At 63.5% G+C, this 24,886-nt stretch carries 23 protein-coding genes and 1 tRNA gene; 11 read left to right on the top strand and 13 right to left on the bottom strand.

The window, feature by feature from the left end:
- Positions 1–161 precede the first annotated feature (161 nt).
- From C483_RS03375 to C483_RS03355, 5 genes are all read right to left on the bottom strand, one after another.
- A complete protein-coding gene (locus C483_RS03375; protein WP_006651947.1) occupies positions 162–818 on the bottom strand; it encodes a fibrillarin-like rRNA/tRNA 2'-O-methyltransferase in 657 nt (218 codons plus the stop codon).
- Positions 811–1,776 carry an NOP5/NOP56 family protein gene (locus tag C483_RS03370; protein WP_006651946.1) on the bottom strand — a complete coding sequence of 322 codons (966 nt, stop codon included), beginning with the start codon at positions 1,774–1,776 and terminating at the stop codon, positions 811–813. Before C483_RS03370 ends, C483_RS03375 begins: the two co-directional genes overlap by 8 nt.
- 74 nt (positions 1,777–1,850) lie before the next feature.
- Entirely contained in the window at positions 1,851–4,283 is a 2,433-nt protein-coding gene (locus C483_RS03365; RefSeq protein WP_006651945.1) for an amino acid permease, read from the bottom strand.
- A gap of 300 nt (positions 4,284–4,583) precedes the next feature.
- Positions 4,584–6,998, bottom strand: coding sequence for an efflux RND transporter permease subunit (locus tag C483_RS03360; protein WP_006651944.1), 2,415 nt, complete (start codon positions 6,996–6,998; stop codon positions 4,584–4,586).
- Positions 6,999–7,002: 4 nt separating this feature from the next.
- A complete protein-coding gene (locus tag C483_RS03355) occupies positions 7,003–8,919 on the bottom strand; it encodes a COG1361 S-layer family protein (protein ID WP_006651943.1) in 1,917 nt (638 codons plus the stop codon).
- Positions 8,920–9,002: 83 nt separating this feature from the next.
- Between C483_RS03355 and C483_RS03350 the strand changes: the two genes are divergently transcribed.
- Positions 9,003–9,818, top strand: a complete 816-nt coding sequence (locus C483_RS03350) for a TrmB family transcriptional regulator (RefSeq protein ID WP_006651942.1) — start codon at positions 9,003–9,005, stop codon at positions 9,816–9,818.
- A 22-nt stretch (positions 9,819–9,840) separates the two neighbouring features.
- Here C483_RS03350 and C483_RS03345 read toward each other — a convergent pair whose 3' ends face one another.
- The 3 genes from C483_RS03345 to C483_RS03335 all read right to left on the bottom strand — a co-directional run bounded on the left by C483_RS03345 (position 9,841) and on the right by C483_RS03335 (position 12,140).
- Complete coding sequence (locus tag C483_RS03345) at positions 9,841–10,968, bottom strand: DUF63 family protein (protein ID WP_006651941.1); 1,128 nt, start codon at positions 10,966–10,968, stop codon at positions 9,841–9,843.
- Positions 10,969–11,048: 80 nt separating this feature from the next.
- Positions 11,049–11,900, bottom strand: coding sequence for an inositol monophosphatase family protein (locus C483_RS03340; RefSeq protein ID WP_006651940.1), 852 nt, complete (start codon positions 11,898–11,900; stop codon positions 11,049–11,051).
- Positions 11,901–12,057: 157 nt separating this feature from the next.
- Positions 12,058–12,140, bottom strand: a tRNA-Leu gene (locus tag C483_RS03335).
- A gap of 212 nt (positions 12,141–12,352) precedes the next feature.
- On the opposite strand from C483_RS03335, the gene C483_RS03330 reads away from it, so the two are divergent.
- Positions 12,353–12,676, top strand: coding sequence for a carboxypeptidase regulatory-like domain-containing protein (locus C483_RS03330; RefSeq protein ID WP_006651939.1), 324 nt, complete (start codon positions 12,353–12,355; stop codon positions 12,674–12,676).
- A 39-nt stretch (positions 12,677–12,715) separates the two neighbouring features.
- Here the strand turns inward: C483_RS03330 and C483_RS21045 are convergent, their stop codons facing one another.
- Complete coding sequence (locus tag C483_RS21045) at positions 12,716–12,844, bottom strand: hypothetical protein (RefSeq protein ID WP_006651938.1); 129 nt, start codon at positions 12,842–12,844, stop codon at positions 12,716–12,718.
- Between the two features lie 230 nt (positions 12,845–13,074).
- Between C483_RS21045 and C483_RS03325 the strand changes: the two genes are divergently transcribed.
- The 6 genes from C483_RS03325 (at position 13,075) to C483_RS03300 (ending at position 17,096) form a co-directional block, all read left to right on the top strand.
- The gene (locus C483_RS03325; protein WP_006651937.1) at positions 13,075–13,593 is read left to right on the top strand and encodes a DUF309 domain-containing protein; all 519 of its coding nucleotides are present in this window, start codon (positions 13,075–13,077) and stop codon (positions 13,591–13,593) included.
- Between the two features lie 209 nt (positions 13,594–13,802).
- The gene (locus tag C483_RS03320) at positions 13,803–14,600 is read left to right on the top strand and encodes a succinylglutamate desuccinylase/aspartoacylase domain-containing protein (protein ID WP_006651936.1); all 798 of its coding nucleotides are present in this window, start codon (positions 13,803–13,805) and stop codon (positions 14,598–14,600) included.
- Between the two features lie 102 nt (positions 14,601–14,702).
- Positions 14,703–15,263 (top strand): YeeE/YedE family protein, encoded by a 561-nt coding sequence (locus C483_RS03315; RefSeq protein ID WP_006651935.1) that lies wholly within the window; start codon positions 14,703–14,705, stop codon positions 15,261–15,263.
- A 172-nt stretch (positions 15,264–15,435) separates the two neighbouring features.
- Positions 15,436–15,903 (top strand): DUF6691 family protein, encoded by a 468-nt coding sequence (locus C483_RS03310; RefSeq protein WP_006651934.1) that lies wholly within the window; start codon positions 15,436–15,438, stop codon positions 15,901–15,903.
- Positions 15,904–16,015: 112 nt separating this feature from the next.
- Positions 16,016–16,360, top strand: coding sequence for a glutaredoxin family protein (locus tag C483_RS03305; protein WP_006651933.1), 345 nt, complete (start codon positions 16,016–16,018; stop codon positions 16,358–16,360).
- A gap of 151 nt (positions 16,361–16,511) precedes the next feature.
- Positions 16,512–17,096, top strand: a complete 585-nt coding sequence (locus tag C483_RS03300) for a DUF7110 family protein (RefSeq protein WP_006651932.1) — start codon at positions 16,512–16,514, stop codon at positions 17,094–17,096.
- 169 nt (positions 17,097–17,265) lie between these two features.
- Here the strand turns inward: C483_RS03300 and C483_RS03295 are convergent, their stop codons facing one another.
- Positions 17,266–18,783, bottom strand: a complete 1,518-nt coding sequence (locus C483_RS03295; protein WP_006651931.1) for a hypothetical protein — start codon at positions 18,781–18,783, stop codon at positions 17,266–17,268.
- Positions 18,784–19,454: 671 nt separating this feature from the next.
- Between C483_RS03295 and C483_RS03290 the strand changes: the two genes are divergently transcribed.
- The 3 genes from C483_RS03290 to C483_RS03280 all read left to right on the top strand — a co-directional run bounded on the left by C483_RS03290 (position 19,455) and on the right by C483_RS03280 (position 22,698).
- Positions 19,455–20,537 carry a DUF354 domain-containing protein gene (locus tag C483_RS03290; RefSeq protein ID WP_006651930.1) on the top strand — a complete coding sequence of 361 codons (1,083 nt, stop codon included), beginning with the start codon at positions 19,455–19,457 and terminating at the stop codon, positions 20,535–20,537.
- On the top strand, positions 20,537–21,652 hold the full coding sequence (wecB, locus tag C483_RS03285) for a non-hydrolyzing UDP-N-acetylglucosamine 2-epimerase (RefSeq protein ID WP_006651929.1): 1,116 nt from the start codon (positions 20,537–20,539) through the stop codon (positions 21,650–21,652). Before C483_RS03290 ends, wecB begins: the two co-directional genes overlap by 1 nt.
- Positions 21,653–21,726: 74 nt before the next feature.
- A complete protein-coding gene (locus tag C483_RS03280) occupies positions 21,727–22,698 on the top strand; it encodes a phosphoadenosine phosphosulfate reductase family protein (RefSeq protein WP_006651928.1) in 972 nt (323 codons plus the stop codon).
- Positions 22,699–22,851: 153 nt separating this feature from the next.
- Here the strand turns inward: C483_RS03280 and C483_RS03275 are convergent, their stop codons facing one another.
- From C483_RS03275 to C483_RS03265, 3 genes are all read right to left on the bottom strand, one after another.
- Entirely contained in the window at positions 22,852–23,046 is a 195-nt protein-coding gene (locus tag C483_RS03275; RefSeq protein ID WP_006651927.1) for a DUF7333 family protein, read from the bottom strand.
- An 85-nt stretch (positions 23,047–23,131) separates the two neighbouring features.
- Positions 23,132–23,881, bottom strand: a complete 750-nt coding sequence (locus C483_RS03270) for a hypothetical protein (RefSeq protein ID WP_006651926.1) — start codon at positions 23,879–23,881, stop codon at positions 23,132–23,134.
- A gap of 113 nt (positions 23,882–23,994) precedes the next feature.
- Positions 23,995–24,837: an aldo/keto reductase gene (locus C483_RS03265; protein WP_006651925.1), complete on the bottom strand. Its 843-nt coding sequence runs from the start codon at positions 24,835–24,837 to the stop codon at positions 23,995–23,997.
- Positions 24,838–24,886 lie beyond the last annotated feature (49 nt).

The following is a 24,886-nucleotide window of genomic DNA, read 5'->3' as shown; positions in this document are numbered from 1 at the left end:
CACTGCCACCGCCATTTGCATTACCNTATATATGGGTTTTCTGTAACACGAACGAAACTGCTGGTGTCGCCGGCACTTCCAGCACCGCCACTGTCACTGTCACTGCCACCGCCATTTGCATTACCACCCTCCCTACCCGACAACTACTCCGCACCCGACAGCTACAGCGGCCGCGCCACGATCCCCAGATGATCCGCATGATACCGCTCCAGGGACTTCGTCTCGAGTACCTCGTACTCAGCACCCAACTCCTCGCGCACGTCGTCGAACACCGCCGCCGGGTCACGCGTCACGTCCTCGCTTCGGGCTTTGACCGCCAGCAGCAGTCGGCCGTCGTCCGCGAGGAACTGCCGGTTCTCGAGTGCAACCCGCGCCTGCCCGCGCGTGGCAACGTCCTGAACGATGACGTCGACGTCCGATTCCACGACGTGGGCGTAGGTGTCTGGCTTGCGGGCGTCCGCGAGCAGCGGGAACAGCCGCGGGCGCGAGGCCGCCGCCTCGAGGAGGTCTCGGGCTGGCCGAGCCGCGAACTCGATGGCGTAGGTTGGGCCGGCGAAGTCCGCGACGTGGCTCACCGTCGTTCCGCTCGCCGCGCCGAGATAGAGGACGGTGTCGCCGCCCGCCAGGTTCGTCTCCATCTCGAGTTCGAGCATCGCGCCGAGTTTCGAGCGGCTGGGATCCCAGGCGCGCCACTCGCCGTCGGTCGGTTCGCCGTAAACGGGCTCGCCGCGGGTGGCGAGGCGGTCGTTGTCATCGCCATCGCCACCGCCGCCGCCGAACGCGTGGCGCTCGACGCCGTCGGGGAGAGCGTTACTCATCGGTATCGCCTCCGTTCTCGGCGTTGTTGCCGGCAGTGTCGTCGTTATTATCGCCTCCAGTCGTCCGCGCCTGAATCGTCTCAATGCGCTCCTCGAGTTCCGCCTCCAGTTCCGGCTTGCGCTCACCCGAGTAGTGATCGACCCGCGCGGCAATGGCGAGCTTTCCTGCAACGGCCCGGGCCGCAGAGCCGCGCTCGTCCGGATGCGTCCCGCGAACCGCGTCGTGCATGTAGATGATCCCGTGCTTGGGCGAACTCGCGTGCCCGCGCAGGTGGGCGAACAGCGCGTCCTCCGCCCCCAGCACCTGAATCGTCCCGCTTGGCTTCTTCGCGAGGGACTCGAGTCCACCCGCCAGCGAGAGCAGTCGGGCACCGAGCACCGGTCCGGCGAGGGCGGCGAGATTTGGCGCGACAGTTGGCGTCTGGCGTTCGACGAACTCCCGGAGGTCGTCGGCTTCGTCCGCGAGGTCGACGACGCGTTCGGCCAGGGAAGCAATTGGTTCGTGACCGGACTCGAGTGCGTGCTCGCCAGTGACGATTTCCTGGGCGAACGCGGTACCGGTGCCGGCGTCGGGGTCGACGGTGCCGGCCCACTCGGCGAGGCGTTCGGCGAGTTCGTTAGCGGTGCGCTCGCAGTCGTCCATGGCACGGACGGCGTGGACGAGTTGGCGGTCGTCGGCGGCTTCGCGCTCGGTAACGGCGGCGCGAGTGGCTGCCATCGTCGCCGTGTGCAGCAGGTCGTAGTACTCGTTTTCGTCGTCAGCAATACCGGCTTCGACGGCCAGTGCTGGCCAGTCTTCGGGTGTGGCTGCGGTTCCGTCGCGGATCGCGGTGACGGCGGTGGAGTCGCGGGTATCGGTCTCGACGGTGTCGAGGGAGTCGAGTGTCTCGAGATCGTCGAGGTCGTCCCCATCGACGGCTGCGAACCAGGCCGACTCCGCAGCGGCGCTGTCAGTCATACTGCTATCGTAGTGACCGGGCTCGTATATGCGTTCCCGAACGGTACAGCAAAGAGCGCGTTCGAAGGGAGTGGTTAGCTGTCGCTCTCGATCTTGCTCTCGGTGTCGGTGGCAGTGTCGCCGACAGTGTCGGTATCCTCATCGGTCACCTCGTGTTTCCGGCCAAACAGCCGATCACGAAGCGACCGCGAGGTCGGTCGTTCGGCGAGCAGGACCGAACAGTCGACCTCGTTGACTACGTCGTAGGCCAGCGAACCGCGGAACAGCCGCGAGAGCAGGCCGCGTTCGGTCGCGCCGATGACGACCAGCGAGTGGTCGCGGGCTGCCGTCGCAATCGCGGATTCGACGTTACCGGAGGTGTCGATCCGGATCGCCGCATCGTCGAGACCCTGTTCGGTTGCCCACTCGCGAAGGAACGCCTCGCCGTCCTGCTGGCTCGTCCCCTCATCGACGACGTGGAGGAGGGTGACCTCCGCGCCGACCTGCTCGCGGAAGTCCCGTGCGACTTCGGCGCTCAGTTCGGAGGTCGGGCCTCCAGCCGTCGGGACCAGCACGCGCTCGGGATCGAAGCCGCGGTCGTTGAGCACGAGGAAGTCACACGGCAGATCGTGCGTGAGCTCGTCAAGCGGTCGTTCGGCACGACCCGCAGACCACGGTCGGTCGGGGCCCCAACCCATGACCACTGTGTCGGCGTTCTCGCGCTGGGCGACGTTGAACAACTCGTCGAACGACCGGTGAGAGACGACCGTCCGAACGTCGACGGGCACATCGAGCGTCTCCGTACTCTGCTCGACGTTCGTCATCAGTTTCTGGGACTCCGCGTCGATGCGTTGCATGTGTTCGGAGCCCTCCTCGAGTGGCGTCTGGTCTGGCACCTCGACGATGTGAACGGCCTGGACGCGACCGTCGTTTGCCTTCGCCAGCACGCTTGCGAGCGAGAGTAGTTCGGATTCGGTTCGTGGATTCGAGACGGGGACGACGACGGTGTGTTCGTCCTCGTTCGTGGGTTTGACAGCACTCGCCGCGGTCACGGCTGCATCCGGCATCTCAGAGGAGCGGTCGAGAATGTACGTCCCAAGAAGCCCCTCGAGCTCGGTCTCAGTTCGAGCATACCAGAAGTACCAGACGACCGCGAAGACGACGAACGCGCCGGCAATCAGCGTCGCCGTGTTGTCCATGTAGTAGATCAACCCGAGCGAGAGGACGAAGCCGGCAATCGGCAGGTACGGATAGAACGGCACCTCGAAATCCGGATCGTACTCCGGCGGGTTCGTCTCGCGGAAGACGATCAGCGAGGCGTTGATCAACGCGTAGACGACCAGGTGAAGCACGCTGGCCGCACTCGAGAGGATCTCGACTGTCTCACCGAGACCGATGATGAAGATAATGATCAGCGCACCGGTGATGGCGATCGAGCGGTACGGCGTCGCGAATCGGGGGTGGATCTCGTTGAGCGAGTCGGAGACGATCTTGTCACGGCCCATCGCGAAGTTGATACGCGCGGACGCGAGGATCGATGCGTTCGCACTCGAGGCGGTTGCGAGCAGTGCCGCGAGCGTAATCGACGTGACGCCAATCCCGAGAATCGGGATTTCGAAGCCGGCGACCGGGAACTGGTAGTCGAAGACGATCTCGGCCGCGTAGGACATCGGTGCGTCCTCGACCGTATCGAGGAAGAACTCCTCGTGCGGAATCAGTCCCATCAGAAGCCCGACCAGGATGGCGTAGATGACCATCACGATCCCGACGCTGCCGATGATCGCGATCGGAAGGTTTCGGCCGGGGTTCTTGAGTTCTTCTCCGATTGTTGCGATCTTCGCGTAGCCGAGGTAGGAGACGAACACGAGCGCCGCGCCGGGGAGCATCGCGCCGACACCCTCAGGGGCGTAGCTACCGTCGGCGGTGACGGTTCCCCAGTCGAACGAGAAGAAGCCGACGATGGCGAAGATCGTGAGGAGACCGAGCAACAGGGTCACGATGACGGTCTGGATGCCGCCCGTTTCCTTTGCGCCGATGTAGTTGACGCCGACGAAGACGGCACCGGCGATGACGGCACCGATCTGAATTTCGGTGAGAACGAGCGGTCCGATGGCAATCGTCGGGAGGAGTGCGAGTTCACCAATACCGGGAATCGGGACAACGACGCCATCGAGCAGGTCTGCGAGGTAGCCGCCGAACCCGATGCTGTAGAACGCGCTCGCGAAGGCGAGTCCGATCCAGTCACCCATCCCCGAGATCGACCCGAACAGCGGACCGAGCGCCCGGTTGATGTAGTAGTACGCCCCGCCGGCTTTCGGCATCGCCGTTCCCAGTTCACTCACCGAGAAGGCGTTGATCATCGCGATCATACCGCCGACAATGAACGAGACCACGACGAGTGGGCCGGCCTCCTGTGCAGCAATCCCTGGGAGGACGAAAATCCCGGCCCCGATCATGGTCCCGATACCGATCGCGAGCGCCGAGACCAGCCCGAGGTCTTTCGCGAGTTCCTCGTCGCTGCCGGTCATCGGACTGCCCTCCGCGGTCGACGATAGTCAAAAGTCGAGAGTGAGTGTGGTTGTGTTGGTCGTGTCATTGTTGTGGTTGTCTCGTGGTGTGGTTTCCGCGAGCTATCCCTCTCCAATGCTGTATCCGGACGCGATGCGAATCCGGCGCGGCATCGAGAGTCGCGTCTGGTCGGATACGTTTCCCCACAGTCCAAACATACTCGACCGAAGTGGGACTTTCCTCTTAACTGGTTCGTTTGTCCGCCGAGAACGTGTGGGACGTACTCCCCAGCTCACGGGAGCAAACACATCCGCCCACTCCTACCCACAGACTCGCTCCCAGACCAGCAGCGTCGGCGGCAGGACGATCACTGCCATCAGATACGAGTAGATCACGCTGATCACCATTACCAGGCCGAACTGGCCCAAAATTGGCGTAATTGCGAGCACGAGCGAGCCCGCGCCACCGAGGGTCGTCAGCATCGACCCCGTCAGCGCGCCACCGGTCCCCTGCATCGTCGTCACCAGTGCCGTGTAGCCGTCGCCACACTCGTTGAACTCGTCGATGAACCGATGCGTGACGTGGACCGAATAGGCGACGCCGATCCCGATCGTGATCGACAGCGCCGTCCCCGTCAGTGCGTTCAGCGGAATATCGAGCAGCGGCATCGTCCCCCCAAGGAACGCCACGGTCACCGCAATCGGAACCAGATTCGCAATCCCCAGCGAAGCCCGCCCTTCCAGCACGTGGTAGATCAGCATTAGGAACGCCGCCGTCAACCCGAGCGCCAGCGCGAGGCTGAGCATCGACGACTCGAAGATCAGATCCGAAATCTCCTGGAAGACGACGATGTCGCCCGTCGGCGTCGTCTCGAGTCGGAAGTCCGCAGCCAACTCCTCGGCGTCGGCCGTCACCTCCTCCTGAGTTGCACCTGCCTCGACCGTGTAGATCACGCGCATGCTGCGCTGGTCCTCGGTGATGTACTCGAGTGCCTCCTCGCGCGAGTCGGACTGGAGCAACTGATCGAGGATGTGGCCGACGTTGCGGTCGGGGACGCCGGTGTTGCTCATGTCGTTGGCCGCGATGAGGTGAGCGAAGTCGTCGTCCTGGTCGGCGTGGTCGTGTAGCACGTCGATGATGCTCTCGCTGTCGGCGGCCGCATCCTCGGTGACGATGGTCGAGGGTGGGTCCTCGCCGGCGCGATAGACGGACTCTAAGACGTGATCTTCGTATATCGGCCCCTCGACGTAGACGGTGACCTGGTCGTCCTCGCCGCTCTCGAAGTTATCGTTGAGGTAGGTGATGGTCTGGGTCGCGGTGTACTCGGAGGGAGCGAGCGGTTCTGGGGCGGCCTCGATGTAGCCCGGAATCTCCTCAGGCGGGAGGAAGTCTTCCTCCTCGAAGGTCGTGTCGACGGTGGTCGCGTACGCGCCCGCGCCGCCGGTCACGAGCAGGGCAACGAGCAACATCGCGATCGGTGCACGCTTGCCGAGGTGTGCGCCAGCGGGGAGGAGACGTCCGAGCGTGGAGTCTTCGGAGCCGAGCGGGGACGTGCTGAACAGCGGCAGGTCGTGCCGACGGCGCAGGCGGTCGAGCCAGACCTTCACTGCGGGCAGGAAGATGCCGAAGATGAGGAACGTAAAGAGGATCCCGATGCTCGCGACGAACCCGAACTCACGGATCGGGTCGAGATCGCTCGTCACGTTCGCTCCGAAGCCGATGACGGTGGTCCCCGTCACGATGAAGAAGGCGATGAGCAGTTGCTCTGCGGCGTCTTCCATGCTGGTCTTGATGCTTGCTCCGGTCACCCGCTCCTCGCGGTAGCGATTGACCGCGTGGATGCCGAAGTCGATCCCGACCGCGAGCAACAGCGGCGGAATCGCGATCATCATGATGCTGAACGGAATCCCGGCGAATCCCGTGAAGCCGAACGTCCAGATGACGGTCATCACGAGCGCGACCAGTCCGAGTACGAGGTCGAACGGGTCCCGATAGGCCACGACCAGGAAGACTAGCAACAGGACGATCACGACCGGGATAATGATCCCGAGCGAGTCCTCGATCACGTTCTCGAACTCTGCATCGAAGATGCCGCCACCGAAGACGACGATTTCACCGTCCGCGGAGTCAGCCACGTCCTGCAGCTGGAACTGGACGTCCTGTGGATCGGTATCGCTCTCGTGGGTCGCCGTCGCGATCGTCGCCGAGGCCGAGGGATCTTCCGAACTGAAGTCGTCACTCAGCGAGGCCGCAAAGGACGGCTCGGCTGCGAGGTCACGAACCGTCTCGCGGACGGTTCCATCGTCCGTCCGCTCGAGCGCCCGAATCTGCTCGTCGAGCGTCGTCGCCGTCGGATCGATCGCCTGGGCGACCCCCTGTGCGGTGCTGGCCGTCTCGGCGACCCGAAGCTCGTCTTGCTGTTCGATATGCTGCTGGAACTCGAGTAGGCGGAGCAACGCGTCCCGGGTGAGCACGTTCTCGCCGCGCTGGATGAGCTGTGTCGTCGGCGCGTCGGATTCGAACGGCGGTTCGAACTCCTCGTTGACGGCGTCGTTGGCCTCCTGTGCCGGGATGCCGTCGGCGAACGTGTCGATATCCTCGTCCATCTCGATGCTTCCGAGACCGCTGGCGAACAGTGCCGTGACGAGCAGGAAGGCGACGATGACCGCCTTCGGCCGGTCGGTAATCCAGTAGGTGAGCGCCCCGAGGGTTCGCTGGAGGAGTCCGTCGCCCATCGTCTCAGTGGTCGGTCTCGGCGGGGTCTGGTTCGGCCTCCTTCTGTGCGGCCGTTCGGTCGTCCAGTACGTCGGTGTCGTCCGACGGCGAGCCCGTCTCGTCGGTCGCTGGCTCGCTTTCGCTTCCGTCGTCGGGCTCGCTAAACCGCGTCTCGACGGCCGAGTCGTCGCCGCCGCCCTCCGCTCCGGAACGCCGAAGCCGTGCGAGCGGGTTCGGAATCGAGATCGCAGCGAGTCGGCCGAGCACGGGAACACCCTCGACGGCAGCTGCGAGCTGGCTGCGGAACCACCAGACGGCCGCTCCGACGCCGCCAACGACCCCGAGGATGACCAGGAGTGCTTGCGTCGAGAGGCCGTCGTCTTCGGGTTCGACGACGTCGATCGGCACCCGGTAGGTATCCGACAGCTGCGAGTTCGAGCGCGCGTCGTCGTACCGGAAGTCGAGACGAAGCGGATACGTCTGGGCCATCGCGCCGTCCTCGACCGAGACGTCGAAGACGACAGTCGCAGACTCGCCGGACTCGAGTGCCGGAATGAACGCCTCGTCGTCGCTGCTGTCGAGTGGATCGTTCGTGAACAGCTTCGCCTCGATGTCGGTCACCGTCTCGTTGAGCTGGTTCGTCACCGTGAGTTCCACGTCACCGCCGGTGCCGCGCTCGAACGTCGCGTTTAGTGCGTCGAGCGCGAACTCGTCGCGTTCGGGGGCGACGTCGACCATGGCGTCGAGCGGTTCGGTCGTCGTGCGGACCTCGTCCGCACCGTTGCGATAGCGAACGTCGGTCTCGATCACGCGGGGACCGGGTTCGGCCTCGCCGCCGACGCCGATACGGAACTCGAACGGCGCGGACTCGCCGGGCTCGAGTTGTCCGATCGCATACTGTCCTTCTCGCGGATAGACGTTCGAACCGCTGCCGAGGCTGTCGTCGAGGTCCGGGACGATGCCGTTGTCACCGCTGTCGTCGACGACGATGACTGCACCGTCGACGGGGTTTGGTCCCTCGTTGACGAGTTCACCCTTCACCGTGCCGTCCTCGCCAACGACGAGGTCACTGGTGACGTTTGCGAGCCCGAACGACTGCTGGTCCTTCGTCGGCGCGCCGACGCGGAGTTCGCGCGAGGTCTGGTCGACACCCTCCTCGTCGCGGAACTCGACGGCAGCGGTGACCGGGTACGTCCGCGCGACGGCGTCGTCCGCGAGTTCCATGTTCGCAGTCGCCGTCACGGTCTCGTTAATCTCCCAGTCGCCGATGTACTCCTCCGTTCCGGCGGAGAGCTCTGACTCCTCGGTCGTCGGCGTGACCGCTTGCAGATTTTGATCGGCCGCGCCGAACTGGACCACCGCATCGCTCGCGTTCTCGACGCCAGTGTTGGTCAACTCGAGTTGGACGGTTCCGCGGTCGCCGACGATGAGTTCCGACTTGATGAGGTCGGCATCGAAGCGTGCGCGGTCGTCGACGACGATGTCGACGGTTTCGGTGTCCGTGCTGGTTCGCTCCGAGCCGCCGGAGGTCGTGTAGGTGTAGTCGATTTCGACCTCGAGTTCGTAGCTGCCGGCCGAGGCGTTCTCGTCGACGACGATGTCGAACGATTCCGAGAGCAGCATCTGGCTCGACATGGTTGGCATCGGCGTCGTCTCCGTCTGGACGGAGACTGGTGTCTCGTCGTCCGCCGCGCTGACATCGACGGTGATGTCACGGGCGTCGCCAGGTGGCGTGTCTCCGACCTCAGCGTCGTCCTCCGCGGACGCACCGTTCCGGATCTCGAGTTCGATTGCAGTCTCCTCACCCGGTTCGACGATATTTTCGGGGAGATACACGTCGAAGTCGGGGTTCTCGGACGCTGTCACGATCAGCGGCGAGCCAGCCACGAGTCCGACTGAGAGCAAAACCAGAAGCAGGCCGACGAGGTACGTCCGTCTCATTACCTGACCGTTTCGTCAGCTCACCTATCAACCTTTCTATTGCAAACCACAAGCTTGTTGTTTCTAAGCACAGTGATACGAGTATGGACGACGATCACATCGAACTACTCGCCGAACTCGGCCTCTCCGGCTACGAGGCGCGAGCCTACCTCGCACTCGCACACAACGGCTCGCTCACCGCCGACGAAGTTGCGAGCGAAGCCGATATTCCCCAGGGCCGGATCTACGACGTGCTAAACTCGCTCGTCGACCGCTCGCTCGTCCGCGCCGACGACGGCCGGCCGCGAACCTACGTCCACGTCGAGTCGACCGAAGCCGTCGACCGACTGCTCGAAACCCGCGTCACCGAACTCGAGGACAAACAGTCGGCGTACGAACGCACCGCCTCCGTGGCAGCCGACGCGCTCGCTGACCTTTCGTACTCGAGTGACACCGCCGGCGAGGGGTTCGCGACGAGCGCGCTCCACGATCAGGCGGCCCAGGACCTGCTGCTCGAGCGCTTTGCCGCCGCGGACGACTCGATCCGGATCACCGTCGATGCGGTCGATATCGGACCCGAGTGGCGTGACGTCTTCTCGACGCGGCTCGCCGACCTCCTCGAGACCGGGCTCTCCGTTCGACTGCTCGCGAGTGATCTCTCGAGTGCAACCGACAAACTCGGCGCGCTCGTCGATGCCGGGCTGGACGTTCGCGAGGTCGAACGAGTCCCCCAGCAGCGGTTCATCGTTATCGACGGGATCGAGGTTTGCCTGGAGGTGGTCAACCCAGTCGACGACGAGGAACTGCTTGCTGTCGTCAACTTCCGGGATAACGAGACGGCACGCGAGTTAGCGGAGAGTTTCGACGAACTCTGGGCAGGGGCAGCTCCCTGGAATGAGTTCGCGGACGGCGAAAACTGAGTGAGAGCGCGCTGAGACTGTCTCAGACGCCGAACGTCGCCCGGAGCATGTCACGCGTTCCGGGACCGAGACCGACCGCGACGACCGTGATGAGCAGGAGGATCGTATAGCGCGGACTCTCCTCGAAGACCGTTTCGTCGAAGATCCAGATCACGAACACTGCAGCGGCGAGTTTGACGAACAGGAACGGCCACGCTGCGCCGGTGACCGTTGCGACACTCTCGGGAAGTATCGAGCGAGTCGTCTCGACGATCGCTTCGTTCACCGGGTGCTTCGGAAGCAGGTTGTGATCGTGTCCGAACACCGTCGCCCAGTCGAGGCCGATGACGTTCGCGACGCCGTCGACGGCGTGCGCCCAGATGACGACCGCGCCCATGAACATCGTCCCGCGGTGGATGCCTGGGATGAACGCGTGGGTTGCCCGCCAGGTGAGCCACGTCGCCACTGTCGCACCGACGAGTGTCACGATGAGAAGCCACGGATAGAACGTGGCGTAGGGCTCTGCCCAGGCGAGATAGCCGAGGTAACCGACCGTACCGGTGAGCAACACCGTACCGATCGCCCCCAACGGGTACTCATAGCCCGGGACGTAGTCGTTGCGTTCGAGCCAGACCGAGACGACGACGGCGACGAACGCGATGAAGAAGACCACGAAGTAGATGAGCGGACTGATCAACAGGCCGGACCATGGCAGCTGGATCGCGAGCTCACCGGTTTCGCGGTAGGCGGCGACGTTCGCGTCCTCGACGACACGCAGGGCGCCGCCGAAGAGCATGAACGGGAAGAGTCCGTAGAAGCCGGCGCGATAGCGCTCGATCTCGAGTCGGTCGATCAGGAAGACGATCCCAATGACTCCCAGGATGAGCGTCGGGATGTAGCCGGCATAGGAGACGAACGTGTACCCCGGGGACGCAGTCGGGCCGGCGTCAGGGCCGGCTTCGCTGGCGGGAATCTGTTCACCGCCAGCCCAGGCAACTTCACTCCAGCCGTGGGCGTCGGCGACGACGGGACCCCAGTAGTACTGCCAGATGATATCGACGTACACCCGCTCCGGAAACGCGGTCGCGGCGAATATCACCGCGGCAGCGAGTGCGACGACGGTGAGGGCCCAGACCTTGAGCGGGCCGTACCGTTCGACGGTCTCGTACATACCCGATATGCATGGGGGCGCGTGCTTACCGTTTCCGGTTTTCCTCGTTTTCTGCTACGCCACCAACACGGGGACAGCGGTCAGTTCGCTCCGCCCTCGATCGCTCGCGCAGCCGCGAGCACCTCCTCGTGAATTTCGCTCTCGCCGTTCGATGCCACCAGTCCGTCGCTGTCGTGTCGCCAGTGCTCGCCCTCGAGATCCGTTACGACGCCGCCTGCTTCGCGGATCATGCCAACACCCGCGACCGTGTCCCAGGCGTTCGCCCGTCTGTTCGTCACGACCCCCTCGAGTGCCCCCGCTGCGACCATGGCCAACTCGAGTTGGGCACAGCCAAAGCGGCGGATGTCACCGAAGCGGGTGACGAGTGCGCGTGCGGCGGCGGTGTACTCGTCTCGCTGGTCGAAGTTCCACCAGTAGGTTGGACAGACGGTGCTCGCCTCGGCGTCGGTGCGGTCGCTGACCGACAGCGCCTCGCCGTTGCGGAAGACGCCGTCGGGGCCGAACTGATAGGTGTCGGAAAGTGCGGGAAAGACGTTCGTCGCGGCGACTGGCTCGCCGTCGACGACGGCGGCGACGGCGGTGCCGAACGCGCGGATTTCGTTGACGTAGTTGTTGGTGCCGTCGATGGGGTCGATGATCCAGGCGGGGCCCTCTTCGGGGACGGCCTTCAGCGCGTCGTTCTCCTCGCCGACGATGGGGTCGTCGGGGAAGGAGTCCTGAATGACGTCGATAACGGCGTCCTGAGCGTCGCGGTCGGACTGCGTGACGACGTCGGTTTTGCCGTCCTTGTACTCGATATCGAGATCGGTTCGGAAGGCGTTCTGGGCGATGTCAGCCCCGGCGGTGGCTGCCTGGGTGGCGACGGTTGCCCGTTGTGCCGTCGCGTCGACCTCGCTCTGCGCTGCCGTCTCGTCGCGGTCGCGATTACTCATTAGCACTCATCGGTGTTCCGCCCTGAAAAGAGGTGGCGATTGCTACAGTTTGGGCGAGACTGTGGCTGTGACAGATACTACACCCGCTGTCGAGCAATCGTCAGCGCAGAAGTTTGCGAGGGAAGATCGCTTCGTGCTGATCTTCCGCATCTTGCGATGCGAGGGGAGGGAATCGAACCCACGAACGTCTACACGAGCGGATCTTGAGTCCGCCGCCGTTGGCCGCTTGGCTACCCTCGCACGCACGCCACAGTTGGTCGGTCTCTGGGTTAAACGGTCCGGTTTTACTCTCACAACAGACCCAACCGTCTCGCCTGCGTCTGATCTGCTGTTCCGTTCTACCACGTATACTCACGGACGATCCCAAATACCGTCATCTCCCACGACCACGCTCAACACAGCCTTAACCAGCAGGTACCGGCTTTTTTGACGGGCTCTGTGTGACCACACACATGGCGACCAGCAGACAACTCACCGTCAACCTCGCGGACACCGAGGCCATCATCGGCCGCCCGCTCACCATCCGCGTTCGCGACTCGAGTTGCCGTCCGGTCGAGGGGGCGACAGTCAGCACCGCAACAGGGTCGAAAACAGCACGGACGAACGCCGACGGCTACTGCCAGCTCACGTTTCACTCACCCGGCTTCTGGCAACTCTTCGTCACCCGCGAATCGGACGAACGCCACAGCTACCGCCCCACCACGACGATTGTTCGCGCGATTACGGCCGACGCGGCGACACAGCGTACGCGTCGCGCGATCGCGTGTCGGGTCTAAAATCGATTCGCACCCCATACCGTACTACTCACACCGACGCTACGGCAACCGGGACTCGAGTGCGCCGTCCGCGTAGTCGGTCCGGCAGTTCGGACAGCGGTAGCCGCCGCTGGCGTTCTCGTAGAGGCGCTCACCACAGCACTGGCACCGTCCGTAGGAATGAATCATCTATCCTGACGTTGGACGCAACCGAAATAAACACTTCGCTTACCTGTGTCTGACAGCATCCCCGGAGTGGCTGTCGGCTGCGCTGTCTCCGGTATTCGTGGTCTGCTGCATGGAGTACTGTGACCCGACTCGGTGGTGTGTGGCCATCCCCTGACGTATCAGCGGCTGCGATCGCACCGTCTCGAGAGTCACCACTAACTCCCTCGAACTCGGAGGTGTACTCGAGTCCCATGGACGAGCACACGAACGATCCGTCGGTCGGGCCGCCGGCGAACGAGCCGACCGGGTGGGTGCCGGCTGCGAGTGAGGCAGGGGCAGGTTCCGATACTGAGGGCGGCCACTGGGAACACGCCACCCTCCGCCGCGCCACCCTCCACGGTGTTCGTCTCTTCAACGACGGCGCGTACCACGAGAGCCACGACTGCTTCGAACTCGAGTGGTACAACTACGGCCGCGGCTCCACGGAGAGCCAGTTCTGCCACGGCATGGTCCAGGTCGCCGCCGGCGTCTACAAACGGGTCGACTTCGAGAACGACGAGGGACTGCGATCGCTCTTTCGGACCGCACTCCAGTACCTCCAGGGCGTTCCGCGAGATTTCTACGGCGTCGATCTGCTCGAAGTTCGGACCGTGCTCACGAACGCACTCGAGAACCCGGCCCGCGTCGACGACTGGTGGATTCCGATCGACGGCGAGCGACCGGTCGCGGGGCCGGCGGACTACGAGTACGTGGCGGCGCTCGAAGAGTGAGCTTGGCAGCCGTGACTCGTCGGCAGCAACCGGTTCCCAGTCAAGCGATCACCGGTACACAATCACAACGATTCGTCTGCACCGAAGAGCACTCTCAACTCCACGAGCTTGTTCAGCGAGCATTCGGGAGGACGTACGGCGTGTCAACGCGCCAAATGTTCCTTCGGAGACCGAATCTCCTTTGGGGCCGAAGCACCAATAGTCGTGTAATGAAAGTTGCACAGCTCGGGTCGGGGACGCCGGATATTGCGGTTGTAGCCGGCATTCACGGCGACGAACCCTGTGGCGTTCGTGCAGTCGAACGACTACTCGACGAGCGACCCGCAGTCACGCGACCGGTTAAACTGATCGTCGCGAACGAGCGGGCACTCGAGCGCCAGGTTCGCTTTCTCGACGAGGACCTGAATCGTGCCTTCCCCGGCGATCCCGACGCGAAGACTCACGAGGGACGACTCGCGAACGAACTGGTGGACGAACTCGGAGACTGCCTGACGTTCTCGATGCACTCGACCCAGAGCCACGCGGAACCGTTCGCGATCGTCAACCAGGTTACGGAGACGGCGAGAGAACTGTGTCCCCAGCTACCGGTCGCTGCGATGGTCGAGACGAGTATGTTCGCAGAGGGGCGACTCTTCTCGTCCGTCGAGACGATCGAAGTCGAGTGTGGACTGCAGGGCTCGGAAACCGCAGCCGAGAACGCAGACCGACTCACGCGTGCGTTCCTGACTGCCGTCGGCGCGCTGCCGGGTGACACTGTGCAGCGCGATCTGCCGGTGTTCCGGCTCACCGATGTCATCCACAAACAACGAGCAGAGACGTATGAAGTGTTCGTCGACAACTTCGCCGAAGTCGCAGCAGGTGATCCCTTCGCGGCCGCAGATGGTGAGAAACAGATCGCCGAAGAGTCGTTCTACCCGATTCTCATGTCCTCGAACGGCTACGAGAACGTCTTCGGATACACGGCGGAGAAACTCGATGTGCTGACGGCAGAGCCGATCGCCGACTGACTCGGCGTCCAGTTCTGAAGGCGCTGTTGTCGGCGTCACCGACGCCTACAATTTTCCCTGCGTCTGTAGCATTTATACGCCGAGGACCCCTTTCCGCGAGTGATGAGTCTCTCACTTTCACTCTTCGCACTCGCGTTCGGCGACCTGTTCCCGAACGGGATCGAACACTACGCGCTCGGCGGCCTCTTCGTCGGGCTCGGCGTCGCCGTGATCTACCTCGGCACCGCGATTCCCGCCGGCGCGAGCACGTTCCTCGAGTCGACGCTGTCCTACGCGTCGAACCTCTCGCGCTTCCAGCAGTACCATCCGTCGCGCGATTGGCGCGTCGTCTTCACCCTCGGCATCGTCGCCGGCGCGTTCGTCTACGCCGCAACGTTCCAGTCCGGACTCGTCTCGAGTTCACTCCACCAGCCCGCGACCACGGGCGAGTTCCTGGAGGTCGGCGGTCTGACCCTGTGGCTCACCGAGGTCCAGCCCTGGCGGCTGTTCCTCGGTGGCGTCCTCATCGGCATTGGGACTCGACTCGGCAAGGGCTGTACCTCCGGCCACGGCGTCTGTGGCGTTGGCTCCGCCTCGAGTGCCTCGTTCGTCGGCGTCGCGACGTTCCTGCTGATCGCGATCGGTGTCGCACAGCTCGTTGCGGCGCTGGGGGTGAGCCCGTAATGAGCGCGCTCCGAGTCCTGCGAGGATCCCGGAAAAGCGAGCGTGGAGTGACTGTGAGGATGAACGAGAGCGAATCCTCGAACGGCGACCGGCGACTACCGGACGCCGTGAGCGAGCGAGCCGCGAGCCGCGAACACCGATCAGAAGGGGGACCAGAACGGAGGTGTGAGCGATGAGCGCCGAACACGAACAGCACCCGCTGTTCCTGCCGCTGGTCTTCGTCGGCGGCCTGATCTTCGGTTTCGGCCTCGGCTTTAGCCACATGGCCCAGCCGGAAGTCGTCCTCAACTTCCTCCAGTTCGAGGACTTCGGGCTCCTGTTCGTCATGTTCGGTGCCGCCGTCGTCACCGGCATCACGTTCTTCGGGATCAAGCAGTTCCGCAGTACGGCTCCGCTGACGGGCGCAGTCTACGGCCGTCGGCTGAAGACCCTCGACAAGAACGTCGTCATCGGCGGCGGTATCTTCGGTGTCGGCTGGGGACTGTCGGGCATCTGTCCCGGCGCGGCCTACGCCAGCCTCGGCATCGGTAACATTACCATCCTCTACGGCATCGCAGGCATGTTCGTCGGTGCGTACCTCCAGGGCTACTGGCGCTCTGCGAGCGCAGAGAGCGACGCGCCAGCAGCGGCCGCGGACTGAGACGACTCGCTGTAGCGGGTTGGCTGCGATCCTTGCTACTACATTCGCCAGCCGCGAATGCAAGCCGCGGACGCAAGGTCTATCCCCATCACGACCATACTTCTACTCGACAATGGACTTTCCACCAAACCAGGGTCTCGATCAGGAGGAAGTCACCGAACAGGTCGAGGAAACGATTGCCGACAACGAAGTCGTCCTCTTCATGAAGGGCACTGAACTCATGCCCCAGTGTGGCTACTCCCGTCGCGCGCTCGGTCTCATCTCCGAGCACCGCGACGAGTTCGAAACCGTCGACGTACTCGAGTCCCTCGACGAGTATCGCACTGCTCTCAACGAGCACAGCGGCTGGGAGACGATCCCACAGACGTACGTCGACGGTGAGTTCGTCGGCGGCTCGGACATTCTCGCGGAACTCGAGGAGCGCGGCGAGCTTGCAGAGACGCTGGATACGGCGTGATCGCCGGCGGTCCGTTACGCAGCCTTTGGCTGGTCACCCGACTGGCCGACGACCGGTCAGTCGAACCTGTCACTCACGGTCGCAATGGCAGATCATATAAGCCCCGCGCCCGTAGTATCACCCAACGACTGTCGCTTCACACCTTCCCACTATGTCAACAGAGGAATCCAGACACGTTTATCGGCTCCACTCGACGCTCGAACTGCCACTCGAAGATCTCCGCGACCACATCGACGAGGCTGCCTATCCGGACGGCATTGCCGATGTGGAGATCACGCGACGGAACAACACGCTGATCCTCAAGGCGGTCGCCGAGGATCAGTCGGTGAGCAAGTATACGCCAACGGCCCAGCTGAAAGCCAGCGTGACGGAGAACCGGGTGTACGAGGAGGATCCGGACGAGCGCCGTCAGAAGTCCTTTAGTTGGGACGAGGAAGAGGAGGAAGAGATCGAGTCCGAACTCGTCGAGTACGCCGCGTTCAAGGGGGACCGCGAGACGGTGCTCCAGAACTCGCTGTTGCAGTACGAGATGTTCCTCGTCCTCTGTGAGATCGCAGCGGCGGCCGAGAAGGGGACGCTGACGGCGATTTCGGAGCGCGACGGCGACCTCGAGGCGACTCGGATCGTCGACGGCGAGACGCGACCGGCGGACATCGAAGTCGTCGAGGGGCCACGCGATCACGGCTCCGGCGAGTCCGGCGTCAACTGGCGCGACAACAAGTTCATCAGCGACTAACGGGTCGACTTTTCCCGCTGATTTTTGGGTGGTGAGTGGCGACGCTCTCTTCTTGGCCGGATTCGCTTGCCGGATTCGCACCTGTACCTGCACCTACTGGACTCGACCACCTGTTTCTGCACTCACATCCGCACCCGCACCTACTGCACTCTCCCACCAGTTCCCGTGCTCACTCACCGGCGACAAGTCGTTCGTACAGGTCGGGATACTCGCGAAGCCTTGCTCGTCCCAGAAGCGCGTGCAGGTAGTTCTGTACACGCTCGTTCCAGGGCGTCCACCCTCCATCATCCTCGTACCCTTCCCACGAACTCCGACTCACGTCGGTCACTCGGAGGTCCCCAATCCCCTGCTCTGAGAGGACAACCAGAAACGGCGTCTGATTTGCTTCGATGGTCGACTCATACGTCGACCGCGCACGACGTTGTTCGTCCAGCAGATGACCAGGATCGAAATCGTCGTCGTCCGGTTCGATGACGAGGTTCTCGACTACGAATTCGTGGGCTCGCCAGTCAGCCAGGCCTCGGCTCAGCCCGACTACCTGCACTAACAGGAAGTCGTCGTCGACCGACCTGCGCCACGGAACGGGCATCCCGGCTGGAAACACCCATCGGGCGAGGCGGTCGCGTGCGAACTCGTAGGGGCCGTAGCCCCCCACATCTTCGGTGTACGACGACTGCACCTCGTCGCGTGTGGGCATGGACTCGAGTTCGTCGGTCAATGCATCGCGAACGGTTTCGAGGTGGTCGGCGTGCGGGCTGGCTTCGGCGGCGTCGCCGCCGTCGACGCCAACGTCGTTCCATAGACGGTCGCGGTAGCGTTCGGCGGTTTCGACGTGGAGTTCGGCCAGCAGAAGGTCGGCGGTAATGTCGCCGACGTCGCCGGGGTCGTAGTCGTCGATGTCGGGCCTGCTGTTGGTGGTTGTGTCGTCGGTTCCATCAGTTTCACCAGACCCGTCACTCTCAGTCTCACTCCCATCATCGCCGTCGTCACCGTCGCTGCCATCACTATCAGCTTCTCCGTCACCTTCGCCCCCATCAGCATCGTCATCGTCACCTCCTCCAGCAGACTCGTCGAACGCCTCGAGATCAGACCACCCCGCCCGTCCTCGACCCACCTGCAGTTCGGATTCGATCTGGGTATACCACGCCAGATCGCGTTCCGGATCGAGGACCGGATAGCCGTCGATATCCGCAATGACTGCGTCGATTCGGTCGAGGAGTTCGAACGACCGCTCGGCGAGTTCCTCGAGTGTAACAGCATCCTGTTTCGCCCGCGCCTCCCCCAGGTGTTCCCCAGCGAACTGCAGTCCATACATGGCGTTGGACAGTGCCTCGTTATACTCGCCATCCGCGAGTGAGTCCTCGGCAGTCCCGAGCCAGCCGCCTGAACTGCGCATCCTTCGATCGTCGGCATCGATCTCCTCCCAGTGCTCGAGTGACTCCGTCTCAGTCTCTGCGAGCAACTCGACCGCCATCCGTGCGTGTGACTCGGTGACCGTCGGCTGCCAGAGCTCACTCGGTGCGGGGGGCTTTGGGTAGTAGTTCGTCGCGACGTCGACCAGACTGTTCGGCAACGCCGTCGGTCGCGTTGCTCCGAGTGCGACGACCGCGCTGCCAGTGAGTCCGACGCCGCCAGCGGCACCTGCGAGGAGCTGTCGACGGGTGAGCGAGGGGGGCTCGGGGACCATTGTATTCAATGATGACTGTTAACTCGCTAAAATAACTTTCCGTCTGGCGTCCGAAATACGGGTGCTTCCGTCGCTCACCGCTCAGTGGCTCGCATCTACCGGCTTGCTCCGTACTCGCTTCTCACCTCCTCGCACCTCACTGCCTACTCGAGTCCCCGTCCTCGTCACACGACTGGGTGAACTCGAGTACCGAGACCGAGCAACACGAACGAGCGCGGAGCTGGGCAAGGGATTGCAGTTGGATTTTCACGAGAGAGCGACAGCGAGGGCGAGAGTGAGTGACATGTGTTCTGTAGAGGGCGTCCGGGAGTGAGTGTTGGTAGTCGCCGTTTTCCGACCGTAAGCACGCCGTATCAGTGCCACAGCCGGCAGCCAGCAGCTGACTACCAGTCGCGTTTGTCGAAACTGACCTGTGGCGTCCGGTGACGGTTCGCCGTTTCAGTCGGTTACGCATCCTGAACAGTCCGGGCGAACGCGGTAGTCAGTTCTTTCGACCCGTTTTGCAGTGTTCGCGGTGTGTGACTCGAGGCGATTGTGCACGTCGTATTTCAGTTCGACGTATTCGAAAACAAGACTTTCAGGCCAGTCACGTGCTTCTTCTCGGTAGCGCGCTGATAACGATAGGGTCGCTACGAGAAGGCGAGAGTGCATGATTCACGAGGTGATCCGTCGTGCGCTGTCTCTTCTTTAACAACACGCCGGCACACGTCCACCTGTACAAACACACCGTGTCACGGCTCGAGGACGCGGGTCACGAGGTGCTCGTGCTCGCGCGGGGAGACGAGTGCACCGAAGCGCTACTCTCGTACCACGACGTGCCCTACGAAACGTACGGTGATCGCAGCGACTCGCTCCAGTCGTTGCTCTGGGAGGTACCGGCGCACCTCTCGACGATCGCTCGGCAGGCGCGTCGGTTCGATCCCGATGTCGTCTTCGGAATCGGACCCTACGCTGCCTATACGGGAACGATCACGCGTGCTCCGGCGGTCGCCGTGCTCGACTCCGAGCCCTCGCTCGACCACGTCGTCTCGAAGCCCTTCGTGCGCTCGATTCTGACACCCGAGGCGTTCCGGAAGGACCTTGGCGCGAAACACTACCGGTTCCGGGGCTTCAAGGAATCGGCGTACCTCCATCCCGATGTCTTCGAGGCGGACGACTCAGTCAGAGCGGACCTCGGCGTCGACGCGGACGAACCGTACGTCATCGTCAGGCTCAATGCGTTCAACGGCCACCACGACGTCGGCAAGCGCGGGTTCTCGGTCGACCAGCGCCGGCAGCTGCTGTCGGCGCTCGCCGACCACGCGACCGTTTTCGTCTCGGACGAGGGCGGCGACCTGGCTCTCGACGACCTCGACGTGCGTCCGTACGACCTCCATCCCGCACGAATCCACGACGCGCTGGCGGAGGCTGAGCTACTCGTCGCCGACACGCAGACGATGGTCACCGAGGCCGCCCTGCTCGGCACGCCCGCGATCCGCTCGAACTCCTTCGTCGGCGAGGACGACATGGGGAACTTCCTCGAACTCGAGGCGCACGGACTCATCGACAACTGCAGCGAGTTCGAGACCGTCCTCGACCGCGCACAGGAGTTGCTTGCGGACGAGTCAACGGCCGAGACGTGGGCGAAGCGACGCGACAGCTACACGGAGGACATGGTCAACCTGACCGAGATCATCACGTCCGTCGCCCAGTCCTACAGCGAGCCAAGTACACAACCAGCCACGGTCGACGTAACGGGGGTGCGTGCGGACTGATGCGCGTCTGTTCCATTGTCGGGGCCAGACCCCAGTTCATCAAGGCCGCCGTCGTCTCCCGGACGCTTCGCGAGGTCGCCGAGGAGATCCTGGTCCACACCGGCCAGCACTACGACGAGGAGATGTCCGACGTCTTCTTCGACGAACTCGAGATCCCCAAACCGGAGTACAACCTCGGCATCGAGTCGGATACCCACGGCCGACAGACCGCGCGGATGGTCGCGGCGATCGAGCCCGTCATCGAGGAGACCGACCCGGACGTGATCCTGCTCTACGGTGATACGAACTCGACGCTCGCGGGTGCGATCGTCGGCTCGAAACGCGACGTCGCCGTGGCACACGTCGAGGCCGGGCTCCGGAGCAACAACCGGTCGATGCCCGAGGAGATAAACCGTATCCTGACGGATCACGCCTCGGACCTCTGTTTCGCCCCGAGCAGGGACGCGATCCGCAATTTGGACGCCGAGGGTATTTCGGACGGCGTCTACTGGACCGGCGACGTGATGTACGACGCTATCCTCGACGCTCGCGAGCGCTCGGCCGACCAGTCGACGATCCTCGATGATCTCGATGTCTACCCTGGCGAGTTCGTCCTCGCGACCGTCCACCGTGCGAGCAACACCGACGACCCCGACAACCTCGCGGCAATACTCGACGGCCTCGCCGACGCGTCCCTGCCGGTCGTCTTCCCCGCCCACCCGCGTACCGTCAACCGACTGCAGGAACACGGCCTCTGGGAGCGCGCGAGGAGTGAACTCGAGTTGATCGAGCCACTCGGCTACCTCGATTTCGTCCGGCTGCTCGATACTGCGGAACGAGTCGCGACGGATTCCGGCGGTGTCCAGAAGGAAGCGTTCTTCCTCGAGACGCGCTGTGTGACGCTGCGCGAGGAGACCGAGTGGGTCGAGACGGTCGAGTGTGGCTGGAACCGGCTCGTTGGGCCGGAGACGGCCGCGATTCGCGAGGCGCTCACGACGGACTGGGAACCGAAGTCGACTCCACGGCCGTACGGCGACGGGCTCGCCGGGCAGCGGATTATCAGCCTGCTCCAGCAGCACCTCGCCGACAGCGAACCGGAAGAACAGCTCGAAGCACCGCCGTTAACCAGTGCATAGACGGGTCCGAGATTCCGACAGAGGTTTCCGGTCCCCCAAAGCGTTTTACCGTGGTAATTATATCTAATTACGAGATGACCGAGAACTTCCCCGACTACGTCAGCGTCGACTACGACGACGGCTCCGGCGAGGATCCCGTCGACTATCCACACATCAACGACAAGATCGAGAAGGCGGTCGAGGTCACCCGCCAGGGACTCGAACAGTACGAAAACCCCGCGGTCATGTGGACCGGCGGCAAGGACTCCACGCTCGTCCTCTACTTCGTCAGCCAGGTCGCAGAGCGCTACGACCTCGAGGTCCCGCCCGCAATCTTCATCGACCACTACCAGCACTTCGACGAGATTCACGACTTCGTCGACCACTGGGCCGACGAGTGGGATCTCGAGGTCATCTACGCCCGCAACGAGGACGTCGGCGAGTACGTCGACGAGCACGGCCTCGAACCCGGCGACGACATCGACATCTCGGGCCTCTCCGAGCACAACCAGCACCACGTCGAGAACATACTCGAGTACGAGGAGGACACGTTCCCGTTCCTGCTCGACACCTACGTGGGTAACCACCTGCTGAAGACGGTGGCGCTGAACAACGCGCTCGAAGAGCACGACGTCGACGGCGTCATCTCGGGCGTCCGCTGGGACGAACAGGAGGCTCGCGCCGACGAGACGTTCTTCTCGCCGCGTCACGATCCGGATATCTACCCGCCACACGACCGCGTCCAGCCCATCCTGCAGTTCGACGAGGCGGCGGTCTGGGAGGCATTCTGGAACTTCGTCGTGCCGGATACGGTGTCTGAGTTCCCGGACGACGGCTACGTGCCGGGGAGCGACACGGACCTGCCGAACGACCTCACGCAGGACGACATTCCGGTCTCGCCGAAGTACTTCGCCGGCTTCCGCTCGCTCGGCAGCGAAGTGAGTACGGAGAAAAGCGACGAGGAACCGGCCTGGCTCCAGGACCTTGAGGGAACGACCGAGCGCGCGGGCCGCGCCCAGGACAAGGAGGACCTGATGGAGCGCCTGCGCGACCTCGGCTACATGTGATACGGGCGCAGTGACGACCGGTTGAGCGTTCTGTTCAGTTTGCGTCGCACTCGACTTTGATTCCCATCGACGAAACGCCTACGGTATGGGCGGTGCGCGTCGACAAAAACTGCGTTTCGTGTGAACTACGGCGGTCTCAGTGGCAGTTCAGGCTCAGTTCGTCGCGCGGTACTCGCCGTGCTTGACGCCGAGGACGAGCATGATCGCACCAAAGACCGCCATCGAGGGCACGACCATCATCAGAATCGTGTCCTGGGCCATCCCCATCGGCATCGTCATCAGCCCGGCTGTTCCGAGCGCGATGATCAGAGCGAACACGCCGATCGTTTTCGGCAGGTCGAGTTCCATACCCGATGCTCGGGGCTGAATCGGCCTAACGTTATCGAAACTGACCGTTCGGTGAACGAGAAGAAACCGCAAGCGCTTGCGCCGATTACTCGGACGGCCGCACCAGATTCGCCAGCGCGACAACTGTTCCGAGGAACCAGCCAAGGGGGAAGGAGATTCCGACCCACATCGCCGCGTAGGCGGCCCCTTCGAGTTCGTAGTTCGCGCGCAGGAACTCGTTGAGTCCGCCAACGTGGAGGATGTTATCGAGCGCCCAGGCCGCGAAATCGTAGCTCGGTTCGAGCACGACGCCCTCGAGTGACGGCGTGACGAGCGCGGCGACGACCGGCGGCAGGAACAGCGCCGTCATCGCGAACGGGTAGGCGAACAGCACGGAGACGGGTCGGCCGCCGACCTTGGACGCACCGGCTGCAAGCGCGGTCGAAATCGTCGCGACGGCGCTCGCGGCACCGATCGCGATGGTCTCTTCGACCGGCAACTGGAGGTGTGCAATCACCGTCAGCGTCCCCCAGACGAGCAGCGCGATGGCTGTCACGCCGACAATGCCGAGGCGGGTTCGCGTCGAGTCGAGTTTCGCCGCATAGTAGCGGGTAGCAAAGCCAATGACGGTAAGCGGGTACAGGATCAACAACCCGAGCGTGCCGAAGACGCTCCAGGCGTAGTAGGCGATCTTCTGTGGAAGCGTCTCGGGACGCCACTTTCCCATGACGGAGTGGCCGCGACCGCGCTGGCGCGGAAAGACGAGTTCCATCCAGGCACCGTGTAACTGATCGAGGTCAGCCCTGATCGCACCGATGATCCCGCCACCGCCACCACGTTGCGTGCGGGTGGACATACCTGAGCCAAAAAACTGACGTACCGTAAACTTTCCTCCTTTCGTGTTTTTCCACTCGACAAATCAGTCAGTATCCTAATACGTCGGCCATCGCAGGCCTGCCACTCGACGATTCAGTTCCAGGGGCCGAAGTCCGGATCGACCTTCCGGTCCGTCTCCTCGATCGCGTCGATCGTCTCGATGTCGTCTTGGTCTAACTCGAGTGCAAGCGATTCCCAGTTGTCCCGGATGTGCTCCGCACCGGTCGCCTTCGGGATGGCGGTGACGCCCGTCTCGCGCAGCCAGGCGAGGCTAACCTGGGCCTCGCTGACGCCGTGTTTGTCGGCGACCTCCTGAATCGCGGGCTGGTCGAAGACATCCCCGCGAGCGATCGGCGAGTAGGCGACGACTTCGATGTCGTGTTCCGTGCAGGCGTCGCGGATCTCCTCCTGGGGCAACAGCGGGTGCAGTTCCACCTGATTCGCGAGGATCGGTGCGTCACAGCGTTCGACGGCCTCCTCGAGTTGCTCGGGCAGGAAGTTACTCACGCCGACGTTCTTGATGAGCCCCTCCTCGTAGAGTTCCGAGAACGCGTCCAGCGTCTCTGCCGAGTCATACGTTCGGGCTGGCCAGTGGACGTACAGCAGGTCCACGTAGTCGACGCCGAGACGGTCGATGCTCTCGCGGGCCGTCTCGAGTACGTCCTCGTACGCGAGATTCGAGAGCCAGACCTTGGTCGCGAGGAAGACATCCTCGCGGTCGACATCGGCTGCGGCGATCCCCTCGCCGACGGCCTCCTCGTTGTCGTAGGCCTGGGCGGTGTCGATGTGACGGTAGCCCGCCTCGAGTGCGGTGCGAACGCTTTCGGCGCACTCCTCGGGCGAGTCGTTCTGCCAGGTTCCCAGGCCGAGCATCGGCATGCCGGCTGCGGTCGGACACGTCTCTGGTGCGATTGTTTCGGCGTTGTCGGCTGCCATATCCGACGAGAAGAACGGGATGCGAAAATGGATTGGGGTTGCGGCGGCG

Origin of the sequence: Natrialba hulunbeirensis JCM 10989, from assembly GCF_000337575.1 — an archaeon.
In the GTDB taxonomy this organism is placed as follows: domain Archaea; phylum Halobacteriota; class Halobacteria; order Halobacteriales; family Natrialbaceae; genus Natrialba; species Natrialba hulunbeirensis.
The sequence above is the reverse complement of the archived record's forward strand: the minus strand, read 5'-3'. Positions and strand labels throughout refer to the sequence as shown.